Annotated in this window: 7 protein-coding genes, 1 tRNA gene and 1 rRNA gene; 8 read left to right on the top strand and 1 reads right to left on the bottom strand. The window is 68.1% G+C overall.

Going from position 1 to position 16,199, the window contains the following annotated elements:
* Positions 1–107, top strand: a 5S ribosomal RNA gene (rrf, locus tag PV679_RS15550); the annotation flags it as partial.
* 157 nt (positions 108–264) lie between these two features.
* Positions 265–337 (top strand) — tRNA-Thr (locus PV679_RS15545).
* Between the two features lie 70 nt (positions 338–407).
* On the opposite strand, the gene PV679_RS15540 is transcribed toward PV679_RS15545, so the two are convergent.
* Positions 408–3,056, bottom strand: coding sequence for a SpoIIE family protein phosphatase (locus PV679_RS15540; protein ID WP_319680811.1), 2,649 nt, complete (start codon positions 3,054–3,056; stop codon positions 408–410).
* Positions 3,057–3,337: 281 nt separating this feature from the next.
* On the opposite strand from PV679_RS15540, the gene PV679_RS15535 reads away from it, so the two are divergent.
* From PV679_RS15535 to pgsA, 6 genes are all read left to right on the top strand, one after another.
* The gene (locus tag PV679_RS15535; RefSeq protein WP_319680810.1) at positions 3,338–8,845 is read left to right on the top strand and encodes a HAMP domain-containing protein; all 5,508 of its coding nucleotides are present in this window, start codon (positions 3,338–3,340) and stop codon (positions 8,843–8,845) included.
* 277 nt (positions 8,846–9,122) lie between these two features.
* Complete coding sequence (locus PV679_RS15530) at positions 9,123–9,791, top strand: two-component system response regulator (protein WP_319680822.1); 669 nt, start codon at positions 9,123–9,125, stop codon at positions 9,789–9,791.
* A gap of 104 nt (positions 9,792–9,895) precedes the next feature.
* Positions 9,896–12,700 carry a DNA translocase FtsK gene (locus tag PV679_RS15525; protein ID WP_319680809.1) on the top strand — a complete coding sequence of 935 codons (2,805 nt, stop codon included), beginning with the start codon at positions 9,896–9,898 and terminating at the stop codon, positions 12,698–12,700.
* Positions 12,701–12,942: 242 nt separating this feature from the next.
* A complete protein-coding gene (locus PV679_RS15520; protein ID WP_319680808.1) occupies positions 12,943–13,893 on the top strand; it encodes a helix-turn-helix domain-containing protein in 951 nt (316 codons plus the stop codon).
* 49 nt (positions 13,894–13,942) lie between these two features.
* Positions 13,943–15,496 (top strand): 30S ribosomal protein S12 methylthiotransferase RimO, encoded by a 1,554-nt coding sequence (gene rimO / locus PV679_RS15515; RefSeq protein ID WP_319680807.1) that lies wholly within the window; start codon positions 13,943–13,945, stop codon positions 15,494–15,496.
* Positions 15,493–16,161: a CDP-diacylglycerol--glycerol-3-phosphate 3-phosphatidyltransferase gene (gene pgsA / locus PV679_RS15510; RefSeq protein ID WP_319680806.1), complete on the top strand. Its 669-nt coding sequence runs from the start codon at positions 15,493–15,495 to the stop codon at positions 16,159–16,161. Before rimO ends, pgsA begins: the two co-directional genes overlap by 4 nt.
* Positions 16,162–16,199 lie beyond the last annotated feature (38 nt).

Here is a 16,199-nt window from a genome sequence, read left to right as displayed (position 1 = left end):
ATTGCGTGAGGGAAACGCCCGGTTACATTCCGAACCCGGAAGCTAAGCCTCACAGCGCCGATGGTACTGCAGGGGGGACCCTGTGGGAGAGTAGGACGCCGCCGAACAATTGTTGTGGGAATGCCCTGTGCCTTTAGGTACAGGGCATTCCTGCGTTCAGGGCATGGAATGGATCGGTCCATGCGTGAACCGGTTCAAGCTCGACATCGCCGTCGACGGGTTTTGAGTACGCCGAACATCGGGTATGCTCTACCTCGTTGCCGCGCCCCAATAGCTCAGTCGGTAGAGCGTCTCCATGGTAAGGAGAAGGTCTACGGTTCGATTCCGTATTGGGGCTCCGCTGAAGAGAGGAAAGGCCCCCACCACTGGTGGGGGCCTTTCTGTTTTGTCTACGGGACAGCCCTTAGTCAGGTCAGATGTGGCTCCGGAACGCGCATGGCGAGGATGGCCATGTCGTCCGAGGCGGGTTCGGCGGCGAAGCGCTCGACCGCTCGCAGGACACGCGAGGCGACCGCGCCGGCCGTAAGCCCCGTACAGGTCGTCAGGACATCGGCCAGGCCGTCGTCGCCCAGCATGCGCGTGCCCTCACGGCGTTCCGTGACACCGTCGGTGACGCACAGCAGGACATCTCCCGGGTCCAGGGTGACCACCTGCTCGTACAGCTCCAGATCCTCCATCACGCCGAGCAGCGGCTGCGGGTCGGCCGCCGGTTCGACCGTGCCGTCCTGGCGCAGGCGCAGAGGGAGTGGATGACCGGCGCAGACCACCTTGAGGATCGCGCTGCCGTCCTCCTGGGGCCACAACTCGCCGTAGAGCAAGGTGAGAAAGCGGCTGCGGGCTCCCTCGTCGAGGATCGCCGCGTTGAGCCGCTCAAGGACAGCGGGCCCGCCGAAGCCCTCTCGGGCCAGCAGGCGCAGGGCGTGCCGGGCCAGGCCGGTGACGGCCGCGGCTTCCGGGCCCGTGCCGCAGACGTCGCCGATGGCGAAGCCGTAGGCGCCGTCACGGATCGGGAAGAGATCGTAGAAGTCGCCGCCGACTTCGTTGCCTTCACCCGCGGCGCGGTAGATGACCTCGACCTCGACACCGGGCACCTGCGGGAGCCCCGGGGGCAGCAGGCTGCGTTGCAGGGCCTGGCTGATGGCCGTGCGCTCGGAGTAGAGACGCGCGTTGTCGAGGGCCAGTGCCGCGCGTCGGGAAAGGTCCTCGGCCAACTCCAGGATTTCCTGGCGGAAGTGATCGTCCGACGGCTTGCCGAGGGTCAGCATGCCGATGACGCGGTTACGGGCCACCAGCGGCAGTACCACGGTTTCGCCGCCCACCGCGGAGGCCGTTGCCAGCGTTGTGCCGACGCTGGAACCAGCGGCGGAGCCGGCTCCCAGCTCGCGCATGGAGGTGCGAAGCGCCGCCTGGTGGGCCGCCTCCGAAGGAGCGCTCCAGATACGGGCGCCCGGGGTTGGGACCGGTTCCGGCGGGTCGATCTTGGAGAGCAGGGCCTTGAGGCCGTCGATGCGTTCCTCGTCCTCGTGCAGCACATAGGAGAGAAAGGGATCCGACGACTGGTCGGCGATCGTGTAGACCGCGCACCAGGTGGCGAGGGTGGGCACGGTCATCTGCGCCATGAGGGCCAGTGTCTGGTCGCGGTCCAGGGTGCCGGCGAGCAGATCGGACGCCTCGACGAGGAAGGAGAGCGAGCCGCGGCGGAGGCGTTCCAGCTCGCCGAGGCGGGCGGATTCGACGGCCAGCGCGATACGGTCCGCGGCGAACTGGAGGCGCAGCGCCTCCTCGTTGGAGTAGCGGCCCGCGCCTTCCGCGGCGACGCCGAGGGACCCGGTGAGCCGGCCCTCGACTTTCAGCGGGACGGTCACGACGGAGCGCATCCCGGTGTCGTTGAGCAAGGGAACCGCGCCGGGGACGGCCATGAGGTCGTCGTGCACGGTGGGCATCCGCGCGGAGCTGTAGCGTCCCGTGCCTGACTCCACGGGGACACGGGCGAAGCGCTGGCGGGTGGAGGGCAGTCCGGTCGTGGCCCGCACCTCCAGCTCCGTCTCGTCGTCCGTGGCGAGGAGGAGGAAGGCGGAGTCGCCGTCGAGCATGTCGCGGGCGCGCTCCACCGTTCGCTGGAGGAGACCGTCGAGATCGTCCGGCGCGGGAGAGCCGATGAAGACCTCGAACGGGTCGGCGCTGCGGTGCTCGGCGCCGGTTTCGGTGACGGGTGCGCGCAGCGGCGTCTGGATCACCGCGCGTTCGTAATCGTGTACGAGGAGGCAGACCGTGGACGGCTCGCCGTGGGTGTCGCGCACCCGCAGGTGTGAGGCGTAGACCGGGATGACCCTGCCGTCGGCTCCGCGGATGCCGTAGCTGCCCTCCCAGCGGGAGAGTCGCAGCGCTTCGGCGATGCCCGTGCCGATGCCCGGCGTGTGCGGCCAGGCCGCGATGTCGGCGAGGGGCTTGCCGACGACCTGCTCCGCGGCGTATCCGAAGATGCGCTGCGCGTCCTCGTTCCAGTTGGCGATGGTGCTGGTCTGGTCGATCTGGATGACGGCGACCCGTACGCGTTCGTCCGCGATGGGGAGCAGACCGGTCGGCAGCACCGGTCCCGCGGAGCGGGTGCCGACCGGCCGCTGCGGCAGGTCGAGCTGGAACCACACCTGCTTCTGTGTCGAGGTGTATTCGACGCCCCAGCGGGAGGCCAGCGCGGCGCAGAGCAGCAGGCCCCGGCCGTTCTCGCGGTCCGGGCTGCCGAACGACCGGCCGGTGCCCTGGATGGGGACCTCGCGCTCCGGGTAGTGGTCGGCGACCTCGACCCGGACGCCGTCCTCCGTACGCAGACAGAGAACATCGGCGGAGGTGCCGGCGTGGATCACGGCATTGGTGACGAGTTCGCTGGTGAGGACGACGGCGTCATCGACGATGTCGGAATAGCCCCACCCCTGGAGTGTGTCTCGCACAAAAGCGCGAGCGGTCGCGACGGACCGCCCTACAGGATCGAAACTGGCAGCCGCCCGCGCGGTGATCACAGAACTCCTCGTACGCGTTTTGACGACCGGCTCCGCCATGTTCGGCCCCGCCCCTTCAGGTGCCCGGTGGGAGTACCTTCGCCACATCGCCCCTTCCGGGCGGACCGGGGCGGTTGGACAGCCGGATGCCAGGTTACTTACCTTCGCTGTCCGGGCGGATGCCAGTCACCACAGTTTCCGCCCTCCGGGGACGGGGACGCTTAGCGAAGCTGCCGAACTGTTATGGCCTGGTTCGGACGTGGTGAAACACTGGGCAGGCTGTCGGAGACGGCCCTGGCGGTTCGGTCAACCCCTGCGGGAGGGACACGGTGGAGTCTGGCATGGCGGCGCGTGGCATCGGCACACGCGCGAAAGGCGGACGGTCCCGGAGCAACGGGACGATCGAGGTGGACGCGGCGGAGCTCAACAGACTGCTGACGGCCTTGGTGTCGATGCGGGACGGCAATTTCCGTAAACGCCTGACCGTCTCCGGCGACGACGTGATGGCGGAGATCGCGGCCGTCTTCAACGAGGTGGCCGACCGTAATCTCCATCTCACGGGTGAGCTGGCCCGGGTGCGGCGCATGGTCGGACGTGAGGGAAAGCTCACCGAACGGCTGGAGACAGGGGCCTGCGAGGGCTCCTGGGCCGCGGCCATCGACGCGTCGAACGCGCTGGTGGACGATCTGGCGCGGCCTGTCTCCGAGGTCGGGCGGGTGCTGTCCGCGGTCGCCGAGGGTGACCTGGAGCAGCGGATGGAGCTGCGTTCGCAGTCCGCCGACGGCGCGGAGCGGCCGCTGCGGGGCGAGTTCCTGAAGGTCGCCCGTACGGTCAACAATCTGGTCGACCAGTTGTCGGCGTTCACCGACGAGGTGACCCGGGTGGCGCTGGAGGTCGGTACCGAGGGCAAGCTCGGCGGCCAGGCCAAGGTGCGCGGTATGTCCGGATCGTGGAAGGACCTCACGGATTCGGTCAACACGATGGCGTACCGATTGACCGCTCAGGTACGTGACATTGCTCTCGTTACGACCGCGGTCGCCAAGGGTGATCTTTCGCGCAAGGTCACGGTCCATGTGGCCGGCGAGATGCTCCAGCTCAAGAACACCGTGAACACGATGGTGGACCAGCTCTCGTCGTTCTCGTCCGAGGTCACGCGCGTGGCCCGGGAGGTCGGCACCGAGGGCGAACTGGGCGGCCAGGCGACCGTGCCCGGGGTGGCCGGCGTGTGGAAGGACCTCACCGACTCGGTGAACACGATGGCCGGCAACCTGACCAACCAGGTGCGTGGCATCGCCGAGGTCACCACGGCCGTCGCCAATGGCGATCTGTCGCAGAAGGTCACTGTCAGCGCACGCGGCGAAGTGGCGCAGCTCGCCGAGACGATCAACCAGATGACCGAGACGCTCCGTACCTTCGCCGACGAGGTGACCCGGGTGGCGAGCGAGGTCGGCGCGGAGGGGCTGCTCGGCGGTCAGGCGCAGGTACCGGGTGCGGCGGGGACATGGAAGGACCTGACGGACTCGGTCAACACGGTCTTCCGCAATCTGACCACTCAGGTGCGGGACATCGCGCAGGTGACCACGGCGGTGGCGAACGGCGATCTGTCGCAGAAGGTCACCGTCGATGTCGCGGGCGAGATGCTGGAACTGAAGAACACCGTCAACACGATGGTGGGTCAGCTCAAGTCGTTCGGTTCCGAAGTGACGCGGGTCGCGCGGGAGGTCGGTGTCGAGGGCCGGCTCGGCGGTCAGGCCGAGGTGCCCGGTGCGGCCGGGACGTGGAAGGACCTCACCGATTCGGTGAACACGGCTTTCCGTAACCTCACCGGCCAGGTGCGGGACATCGCGCAGGTGACGACCGCGGTGGCGAACGGCGATCTGTCGCAGAAGGTCACGGTCGATGTCGCGGGCGAGATGATGGAGTTGAAGAACACCGTCAACACGATGGTGGCGCAGCTTTCGTCCTTCGCCGACCAGGTGACGCGTATGGCGCGGGACGTGGGTACGGAGGGCCGGCTGGGCGGCCAGGCGCGGGTGGACGGTGTCAGCGGTACGTGGAAGGAACTCACGGACTCCGTCAACTTCATGGCGGGGAATCTGACCGATCAGGTGCGGCAGATCGCACAGGTCACCACGGCGGTGGCGCGTGGTGATCTGTCGCAGAAGATCGATGTGGACGCGCGCGGCGAGATCCTTGAGCTGAAGAACACCATCAACACGATGGTCGACCAGCTCTCGGCGTTCGCGGAGCAGGTGACGCGGGTCGCCCGTGAGGTGGGTACGGACGGGCGCCTCGGCGGTCAGGCGCAGGTGCCCGGCGTGGCCGGTGTCTGGCGTGATCTGACCGACTCGGTGAACGGCATGGCGGGAAACCTCACCGACCAGGTGCGGAACATCGCGGGCGTCGCCACGGCCGTCGCCCGGGGTGACTTGTCGCAGAAGATCGATGTGGACGCGCGCGGCGAGATCCTGGAACTGAAGAACACCCTGAACACGATGGTGGACCAGCTCTCCAACTTCGCCGAGCAGGTGACCAGGGTGGCCCGCGAGGTGGGCACCGAGGGCATGCTCGGCGGCCAGGCCGAGGTCCAGGGTGTCTCGGGGACATGGAAGGACCTCACCCAGTCGGTCAACTTCATGGCGAACAACCTGACGTCACAGGTCCGCAATATCGCCGAGGTGACGACGGCGGTCGCGATGGGCGATCTGTCAAAGAAGATCACGGTCGATGCCAAGGGCGAGATCCTCGACCTGGTCACGACCGTCAATACGATGGTCGATCAGCTCTCGAACTTCGCGGACGAGGTGACGCGAGTCGCTCGTGAGGTGGGCACGGAAGGGATTCTGGGCGGCCAGGCGCGGGTCCGGGGTGTCACCGGCATCTGGAAGGACCTCAGCGACAACGTCAACACCATGGCCAACAACCTGACCAGTCAGGTGCGCAACATCTCGCGGGTCTCGTCGGCGGTCGCCAACGGCGATCTGACGAAGAAGGTGACGGTCGAGGCGCGCGGCGAGGTCGCGGAACTCGCCGAGACCGTCAACACCATGGTGACGACGCTGTCCTCCTTCGCGGACGAGGTGACGCGAGTCGCCCGCGAGGTGGGCACGGAGGGCGAACTGGGCGGCCAGGCCAGGGTCCCCGGTGTGTCCGGTACGTGGAAGGACCTGACCGAGTCCGTGAACTCGATGGCGTCCAACCTGACCGGTCAGGTGCGTCAGATCGCCACGGTCACCACCGCCATCGCCAAGGGCGATCTCACCAAGAAGATCGACATTGATGCCCGCGGTGAGATCCAGGAGCTGAAGAACACCATCAACACCATGGTCGACCAGCTCTCCTCCTTCGCGGAGGAGGTGACCCGGGTGGCCCGTGAGGTGGGCACGGACGGGCAGCTCGGCGGCCAGGCGCGGGTGAGGGATGTCGACGGCACCTGGCGCGACCTCACCGAGTCGGTGAACGAGATGGCCGGCAATCTGACCCGACAGGTGCGGGCGATCGCGGCCGTCGCCACCGCGGTGACCCGTGGCGATCTCAATCTCAAGATCGACGTGGACGCGGCGGGTGAGATCCAGGTCCTCCAGGACAACATCAACACGATGATCGCCAACCTGCGTGACACCACTCTCGCCAACGAGGAGCAGGACTGGCTGAAGGGCAACCTCGCCCGTATCTCGGGTCTGATGCAGGGCCGCCGTGATCTCGACGACGTGGCCTCGCTGATCATGAGCGAGCTGACTCCGGTGGTCTCGGCGCAGCACGGCGCGTTCTTCCTGGCGATGCAGACCGGCGCGGTGCCGCAGGTTGGTACGGATGTCGGCAGGGACGCCTCGTACGAGCTGTGCATGCGCGGCAGTTACGGCTACACGGCCGGTGCGATGCCGACGGCCTTCCGGCCGGGTGAGACCTTGATCGGCACGGCCGCCGAGGAGAAGCGGACCATTCAGGTCAATGTGCCGCCGGGCTATCTCAAGATCTCGTCCGGGCTCGGTGAGGCGTCGCCGGCTCATGTGATCGTGCTTCCGGTGCTCTTCGAGGGGAAGGTCCTCGGTGTGATCGAGCTGGCGTCGTTCCAGCCGTTCACGCACATCCAGCGGGACTTCCTGAACCAGATCGCCGAGATGATCGCGACGAGCGTCAACACCATCAGCGTCAATTCCAAGACCGAGGTGCTGCTGAAGCAGTCGCAGGAGCTGACCGAGCAGTTGCGTGAGCGCTCGGCGGAGCTGGAGAACCGGCAGAAGGCCCTTCAGGAGTCCAACGAGGAGCTGGAGGAGAAGGCCGAGCTGCTGGCCCAGCAGAACCGCGACATCGAAGTGAAGAACACCGAGATCGAAGAGGCCAGGCAGGTGCTGGAGGAGCGGGCCGAGCAGCTCGCGGTCTCCATGCGCTACAAGTCGGAGTTCCTGGCGAACATGTCGCACGAGCTGCGTACGCCGCTCAACTCGCTGCTCATCCTCGCCAAGCTGCTCGCGGACAACGCCGAGTCGAATCTCTCTCCGAAGCAGGTGGAGTTCGCGGAGACGATCCACGGCGCGGGTTCCGACCTGCTCCAACTGATCAACGACATCCTCGATCTGTCGAAGGTCGAGGCGGGCAAGATGGATGTCAGTCCGACCCGTATCGCGCTGGTCCAGCTCGTCGACTATGTGGAGGCGACCTTCCGGCCGCTCACCGCGGAGAAGGGGCTCGACTTCTCCGTACGGGTGTCACCGGAGCTGCCCGCGACCCTGCACACCGATGAGCAGCGGCTGCTGCAGGTGCTGCGCAACCTCCTGTCCAACGCGGTGAAGTTCACCGACACCGGCGCGGTGGAGCTGGTGATCCGGCCGGCCGGTACGGATGTGCCGCATGCCATCAGGGAGCAACTGCTGGAGGCGGGTTCGCTGCGTGACGCCGACGGCGATCTGATCGCGTTCTCGGTCACCGACACCGGAATCGGTATCGCGGCGAGCAAGATGCGGGTGATCTTCGAGGCGTTCAAGCAGGCGGACGGCACGACCAGCCGGAAGTACGGCGGTACGGGGCTCGGCCTGTCCATCAGCCGGGAGATCGCGCGGCTGCTCGGTGGTGAGATCCACGCGGCGAGCGAGCCGGGGCGTGGTTCGACCTTCACGCTCTATCTGCCGCTGCATCCGAGCGAACTGCCGCCGCAGGGCTATCCGCAACTGACGCCGGCCGGTATGCAGCCGCTGGGACGGGTGCCGGGCGACGGTGTGACGGACAAGGCGGTGGGACAGGGGCAGCCTCCCGCCGAGCTGCCGGGTCCCGCCGCGCTGTTCCGGCGCCGGCGCCGCAACGCCGAGGCCCTGGAGCAGGGCACCGGGCGGCCGGGACAGGGCGTCCAGGCGCCGTCGGGCTCCGTTCCGGCCGACAGGTCTTCGAGCGGCCTCGGTGGCCAGGAGTCCTTCGGTGTCGGCGCGGCCGGGACGGGACGCCAGGAGGCGCCCCAGGAGCGTCGTACCTTCACGTTCGGCGGTGAGAAGGTGCTGATCGTCGACGACGACATCCGCAATGTGTTCGCGCTCACCAGCGTGCTGGAGCAGCATGGCCTGTCGGTGCTCTACGCCGAGAACGGCCGGGAGGGCATCGAAGTCCTGGAGCAGCACGACAATGTGACGGTCGTTCTGATGGACATCATGATGCCGGAGATGGACGGATACGCCACGACGACCGCCATCCGCAGGATGCCGCAGTTCGCCGGGTTGCCGATCATCGCGCTCACCGCCAAGGCGATGAAGGGCGACCGGGAGAAGGCCATCGAGTCCGGTGCCTCGGACTATGTGACGAAGCCGGTCGACCCCGACCATCTGCTCACGGTGATGGAGCAGTGGATGCGCGAGAAATGATCAACGAGTGCGTGAATCAGCGTGATGTCCTGAGCGACTGCGCCCGACGGCGTGTGAGGGACCGGTATTCGGGGAACCTTCTGGTCTCCCGCGGCGTTTCAGTTTCGTGCACAGTGACATCACGGTGACAGGGTGTGGCGACAGGCGGGGTGCGGCTACGATGACCGGCACAAGGACGGACGGCGTAAGGGAGTCGTCCCCTGGGGCGGCGCTCGGTGGTTCACCGGGTCTCGTGAGCAGGGGGCGCCCCATGCCGGGGCGAGGAGGGCGGGTGGCCATGGTGCAGAAGGCCAAGATCCTCCTGGTCGATGACCGGCCGGAGAATCTGCTGGCGCTGGAGGCCATCCTCTCTGCGCTCGATCAGACGCTGGTGCGGGCATCGTCAGGGGAGGAAGCGCTCAAAGCGCTGCTGACGGACGACTTCGCGGTCATTCTGCTGGACGTCCAGATGCCGGGGATGGACGGTTTCGAGACCGCCGCGCACATCAAGCGGCGGGAGCGGACGCGCGATATCCCGATCATCTTTCTCACGGCCATCAACCACGGGCCGCATCACACCTTCCGGGGTTACGCGGCGGGTGCGGTCGACTACATCTCGAAGCCTTTCGATCCCTGGGTGCTGCGCGCCAAGGTCTCGGTCTTCGTCGAGTTGTACATGAAGAACTGCCAGCTCAAGGATCAGGCGGAACTGCTCAGACTCCAGCTCGCGGGAGCGGGCGAGGCCAAGGAGCCCACCGGGCTGCTGGCCGAACTGTCCGCGAGACTCGCGGCCGTTGAGGAACAGGCGGAAGCGCTCTCCAAGCAGCTCGACGACGATTCCGCGGATGCCTCCGCCGTGGCCACCGCCGCCCATCTGGAACGCAAACTCACCGGTCTGCGACGGGCGCTGGACGCGCTGGAGCCCGGCACGGGCAGCGGTTCGCCCACACTGCCCTCGCAGAGCTGAATAGCTGAGGCCGCGTCAGTTTCCGGCCGTTTCCCGGGCGACACGTACGGGTGAAGCTGTGGGCACGCGTGTCCGCGGACGTCCACACCGGTAACCTCACCAGCATGGCCTCACGTACGTCCGGCAAGGGTTCCCAGGACACGGCGGGCGCCGCGAAGCCGCGCGCCGGCCGTACGACCGGTGCGGCGAAGGCGGCGCCCGTCAAAAAGGCGGCGGCGAAGAAGACCGCGCCCGCGAGGAAAGCACCGGCCAAGAAGACAGCCGCGAAGAAAGCGGTCCCCAGGCCCGTACCCAAAGCCGCGCCGTCCCCGACCGGAGGCGTCTACCGGCTGGTGCGCGCCGTCTGGCTCGGGGCCGCGCACGGCGTCGGGGCGATGTTCCGCGGCATAGGGCGTGGTGCGAAGGGGCTGGACCCGGCCCACCGCAAGGACGGGGTGGCCCTGCTGCTCCTCGGTATCGCTCTCGTCGTCGCGGCCGGTACCTGGTCCAATCTGCGGGGCCCGGTGGGCGATCTCGTCGAGATGCTGGTCACCGGAGCCTTCGGCCGGCTCGATCTGCTGGTGCCGATACTGCTCGGCGCCGTCGCCGTACGGCTGATCCTCTATCCCGAGAAGCCGGAGGCCAACGGGCGGATCGTCATCGGGCTGTCCGCGCTCGCCATCGGCGTCCTCGGACTCGTCCACATCGCCTGCGGCGCTCCGGGCCGCGGCGAGGGCACCGAGGCGATGCAGGACGCCGGCGGGCTCATCGGCTGGGCCGCCTCCAAGCCGCTGATCTTCACCATGGGCGAGGTACTCGCCGTACCGCTGCTCCTGCTGCTCACCATCTTCGGGCTGCTGGTCGTCACCGCGACACCGGTCAACGCCATCCCGCAGCGGCTGCGGCTGCTCGGCATCCGGCTGCGGATCATCGAACCGGTCCCTGAGCCGGAGCAGGACGACTTCGACGACGAGCTGTACGAGGAGCAGTGGCGCTCGGCGCTGCCCGGCGGCGCGCGCCGTCCGGTCCCGCGCCGGAGTGGCGGGCCGGCGGTGTACGACCCGGAATCGGCCGAGTCGGAGGCGCTCTCCAGACGGCGCAGGCCGCGCCGGTCCTCCGTCCATCCGGACCTGGGCCGGCCCATGGACGCCGTGGATGTGGCGGCGGCCGCGGCGGCGGCGCTGGACGGCGCCGTCCTCAACGGGATGCCGCCCTCGCCGATCGTCGCGGACCTCACCCAGGGCGTCTCCGCGGAAGGCGCGCGGGAGCCCGGTGAGCGGACGGACGATGTCCCGGCTGAGCGCTCCGTACCCGTGCCGACCGCGCGTGAGCCCGAGAAGCCGACCCCGCGTGAGCCCGAGAAACCGACCGCGGCCGTCGCGGATCTGACCAAGCCGGCACCCCGGGCGGACAAGCCGCTGCCGCCGCGTGCCGAGCAGCTCCAGCTCCGCGGTGACATCACCTACGCGCTGCCCTCGCTGGACCTGCTGGAGCGTGGCGGTCCCGGCAAGACGCGCAGCGCCGCCAATGACGCGGTGGTCGCCTCACTCTCCAATGTCTTCATGGAGTTCAAGGTCGACGCCGCCGTCACCGGCTTCACCCGGGGCCCGACGGTCACCCGCTACGAGGTGGAGCTGGGCCCGGCCGTGAAGGTCGAGCGCATCACGGCGCTGACCAAGAACATCGCGTACGCCGTGGCCAGTCCCGATGTGCGGATCATCTCGCCGATCCCCGGTAAGTCCGCGGTCGGTATCGAGATCCCGAACACCGACCGCGAAATGGTCAAACTCGGTGATGTCCTGCGGCTCGCGAACGCCGCCGAGGACGATCACCCGATGCTGGTCGCGCTCGGCAAGGACGTCGAGGGCGGCTATGTGATGGCCAACCTCGCGAAGATGCCGCACCTGCTGGTCGCCGGCGCCACCGGCTCGGGAAAGTCGTCCTGCATCAACTGCCTGATCACCTCGGTGATGGTGCGCGCGACCCCGGAGGATGTCCGGATGGTCCTCGTCGACCCCAAGCGGGTCGAGCTGACCGCGTACGAGGGCATCCCGCATCTGATCACGCCGATCATCACCAACCCCAAACGGGCCGCCGAGGCGCTCCAGTGGGTCGTACGGGAAATGGATCTGCGTTACGACGACCTCGCCGCGTACGGCTACCGGCACATCGACGACTTCAACCGGGCCGTGCGGGACGGCAAGGTCAGCGCGCCGGAGGGCAGCGAGCGCGAACTGTCGCCGTATCCGTATCTGCTGGTGATCGTGGACGAGCTGGCCGACCTGATGATGGTCGCGCCGCGTGATGTCGAGGACGCCATCGTCCGCATCACCCAGTTGGCCCGCGCCGCCGGTATTCATCTGGTGCTCGCGACCCAGCGTCCCTCGGTCGATGTCGTGACCGGCCTGATCAAGGCGAATGTGCCGTCGCGGCTCGCGTTCGCCACGTCCTCGCTGGCGGACAGCCGGGTCATCCTCGATCAGCCGGGTGCGGAGAAGCTGATCGGCAAGGGAGACGGCCTGTTTCTGCCGATGGGCGCGAACAAGCCGACCCGTATGCAGGGGGCCTTTGTCACCGAGGACGAGGTCGCGGCGGTCGTCCAGCACTGCAAGGATCAGATGGCACCGGTCTTCCGGGACGACGTCGTGGTCGGTACGGCCAAGAAGAAGGAGATCGACGAGGACATCGGCGACGATCTCGATCTGCTCTGCCAGGCCGCCGAGCTGGTGGTCTCCACGCAGTTCGGCTCGACCTCGATGCTCCAGCGGAAACTGCGTGTCGGCTTCGCCAAGGCCGGCCGGCTGATGGACCTCATGGAATCGAGGAACATCGTCGGTCCGAGCGAGGGCTCCAAGGCCCGCGATGTCCTGGTGAAGGCGGACGAACTGGACGGTGTACTCGCCGTGATACGCGGGGAGTCCATTTCCTGACGCCTGTTGTCGGACCGCCGTCCGCCGTGCGGTGCCCGGCACGCACACTCCCGGGAATCGGAAGGCAACCGTTTCCACGGGCGAGACGTCAAGGTGGTGAGAGGAGGAGCATCTTGTCCTCTCACCGAGTCATCCGGCCATTCTGATGGCGTACAAAGTGCATCCGCCCGGTTGCCCCACCCTTTCGTACCACCCATAGACTGAGCGTCCAGCAGGTGGCTACACGCTCGAAAGGCGCCCACGTGTCCATCGGCAAATCCCCCGACGGCAACGCCGCCGACGGAAATTCCGCAGAATCCTCAGCAGACGACACCTCCTACGACAAGGCTCCCGAAGACTCGGTTCCCGTCGGTAAAGCTCGCAAAGGCAAAGTTTCCGACGACGCCGAAGTCTCCGACGGAGACAACTACTTCGAAGACACTCAGCCTTCGGTCGGCCAGCTCCTTCATGAGGCGCGCCTTGCCGCACATCTGACGGTCGACCAGGTCAGCAACGCCACCCGGGTGCGCATCCCCATCGTGCACGCGATCGAACAGGACGACTTTTCCCGCTGCGGCGGCGACGTCTACGCCCGGGGACACGTCCGTATGTTCGCCCGTGCGGTCGGGCTCGATCCCTTTCCCCTGATCGAGCGTTTCGACGCCGAGCACGGCGGGCGCCCGGTGCCGACACCGGCGGCGCCGATGTTCGAGGCGGAGCGGATCCGGCCCGAACGGCCCCGACCCAACTGGACCGCGGCCATGGTCGCCGCGATCGTCGCGGTGGTCGGCTTCGTCGGCTTCACCGCGTTCGGCGGCGGTGAGGACGCGGGGCAGGCCAAGCAGGCCGCCGAGGGCCCGAAGCCCGCGGAGATCAACGTCAAGCCCAGTGCCTCCCGGTCGGCCGCACCCAAGCCCGATCCGTCGGACAGCGCCATCGCCGCCGCGCCGCAGGACAAGGTGACGGTGAAGCTCTCGGCCATAGATGACAAGAGCTGGATCTCCGCCAAGGCGCACAACGGCAAGCTGCTGTACGACGGACTGCTCCTCAAGGGCGCTTCCAAGACCTTCCAGGACGATGAGCAGATCGATCTGATCCTCGGCAACGCCGGAGCGATCGAGCTCTTCGTGAACGGCAAGAAGGTCGAAGACGAGTTCGAGCCGGGGCAGGTCGAGCGGCTCACGTACACCAAGGGCGACCCAGAGGTCGGCTGAGCAACCCTGCACGGCAGGGGCAGGGCCAGGACAAAGTAGTCTTGAGCCCATGCCCGAACGCCGCACCGTCGCCCTTGTCACTCTTGGCTGCGCCCGTAACGAGGTGGACTCGGAGGAGCTCGCAGGCCGCTTGGCAGCGGATGGCTGGGAGCTCGTCCAGGACGCCTCGGACGCGGATGTCGCCGTCGTCAACACCTGCGGATTCGTCGAGGCCGCCAAGAAGGACTCCGTAGACGCCCTGCTGGAAGCCAACGATCTCAAGGACCAGGGGAGAACCCAGGCCGTCGTCGCCGTCGGCTGCATGGCCGAGCGGTACGGCAAGGAGCTGGCGGAGGCCCTGCCCGAGGCGGACGGCGTACTCGGCTTCGACGACTACGCGGACATCTCCGACCGGCTCCGGACCATCCTGAACGGCGGCATCCACGCCTCGCACACTCCGCGCGACCGGCGCAAGCTGCTGCCGCTCAGCCCGGTCGAGCGGCAGAGCGCCGCGGGTGTGGCCCTGCCGGGCCACGGAGACCTCTCTCCGGCGCCGGGGCCCGTGAACCCCGTGAACAGCGTCGACAGCGTCCCGGTCCCCGAGGACCTGCCGGAGGGGCTCGCGCCGGCCTCCGGGCCGAGGGCACCGCTGCGGCGGCGACTCGACCGGGGGCCCGTCGCCTCCGTGAAGCTCGCGTCCGGCTGCGACCGCCGCTGCTCCTTCTGCGCCATCCCGTCCTTCCGCGGCTCCTTCATCTCCCGGCGCCCCTCCGATGTCCTCGGCGAGACGCGCTGGCTGGCCGAGCAGGGCGTCAAGGAGGTCATGCTCGTCTCCGAGAACAACACGTCGTACGGCAAGGACCTCGGCGACATCCGTCTGCTGGAGACCCTGCTGCCGGAACTGGCCGCCGTGGACGGCATCGAGCGGGTACGGGTGAGTTATCTCCAGCCCGCGGAGATGCGGCCCGGTCTGATCGACGTGCTGACATCGACGCCCAAGGTCGCCCCGTACTTCGACCTGTCCTTCCAGCACTCGGCACCGGGCGTGCTGCGCGCCATGCGGCGGTTCGGGGACACCGACCGCTTCCTGGAGCTGCTGGACACGGTCCGGAGCAAGGCCCCGCAGGCAGGTGTGCGCTCGAACTTCATCGTCGGCTTCCCCGGCGAGAGCGAGGCGGACTTCGCCGAGCTGGAGCGCTTCCTCACCAGTGCGCGGCTCGACGCCATCGGAGTCTTCGGCTACTCGGACGAGGACGGCACCGAGGCCGCGACCTACGCCGACAAGCTGGACGGAGACGTCATCGCCGAGCGGCTGGCGCATCTGTCGCGGCTGGCCGAGGAACTGACCGCGCAGCGGGCCGAGGAGCGGCTCGGCGAGACGCTTGAGGTGCTGGTCGAATCGGTCGGCGCCGACGACGGGACCGATGAGGCTGCCGTCGGCCGCGCGGCGCACCAGGCGCCCGAGACGGACGGCCAGGTGATCTTCACCTCGGCCGTGGGTCTGCGTCCCGGCCGTATGGTCCACGCGAAGGTGGTCGGCACCGAGGGTGTGGATCTCGTGGCCGAGTGCCTCGGCCTGCCGGGGGACGAGGACAGGTCCCCGGGCGAGGAGGCGGGCAGATGACCGGAGTCCCGGCGTCCGCGGCGGGCGGCACCGGCGCGAAGCCGGCGCCCGGCGGCAAGCTGGGGGCGGCGGCGGTCAATCAGGCCAGTCTGTGGAACATCGCCAATATCCTCACCATGCTCCGGCTGGTGCTCGTGCCCTGCTTCGTGGTGCTGATGCTGCAGGAGGGCGGATTCGACCCCGCCTGGCGGGCCTGGGCGTGGGCGGCGTTCGCCGTCGCCATGATCACGGACGTCTTCGACGGCCACTTGGCCCGTACGTACAACCTGGTCACGGACTTCGGGAAGATCGCGGACCCGATAGCGGACAAGGCGATCATGGGTGCGGCGCTGCTCTGTCTCTCCGCGCTGGGCGATCTGCCGTGGTGGGTGACGGGCGTCATCCTCTTCCGTGAGCTCGGCATCACGGTGCTGCGGTTCTGGGTGATCAGGCATGGTGTCATTCCCGCCAGCCGCGGCGGCAAGGTGAAGACGCTGGCGCAGGGTGTGGCGGTGGGGATGTACGTACTGGCGCTGACCGGGCCACTGGCGACGCTGCGCTTCTGGGTGATGGCGGTGGCCGTCGTGCTGACGGTGGCCACCGGGCTGGACTATGTGCGGCAGGCGGTCGTGCTGCGGCGCCAGGGGCTCGCTGCGGAGCGCGCGGCGGCGGAGTCCGCGCGGTGACCGACGCGGGGCCCGGAGGCGCGAGCGTCACCCGGGCC

Origin of the sequence: Streptomyces sp. AK02-01A, from assembly GCF_033795305.1 — a bacterium.
Taxonomy (GTDB): Bacteria; Actinomycetota; Actinomycetes; order Streptomycetales; family Streptomycetaceae; genus Streptomyces.
The sequence above is the reverse complement of the archived record's forward strand: the minus strand, read 5'-3'. Positions and strand labels throughout refer to the sequence as shown.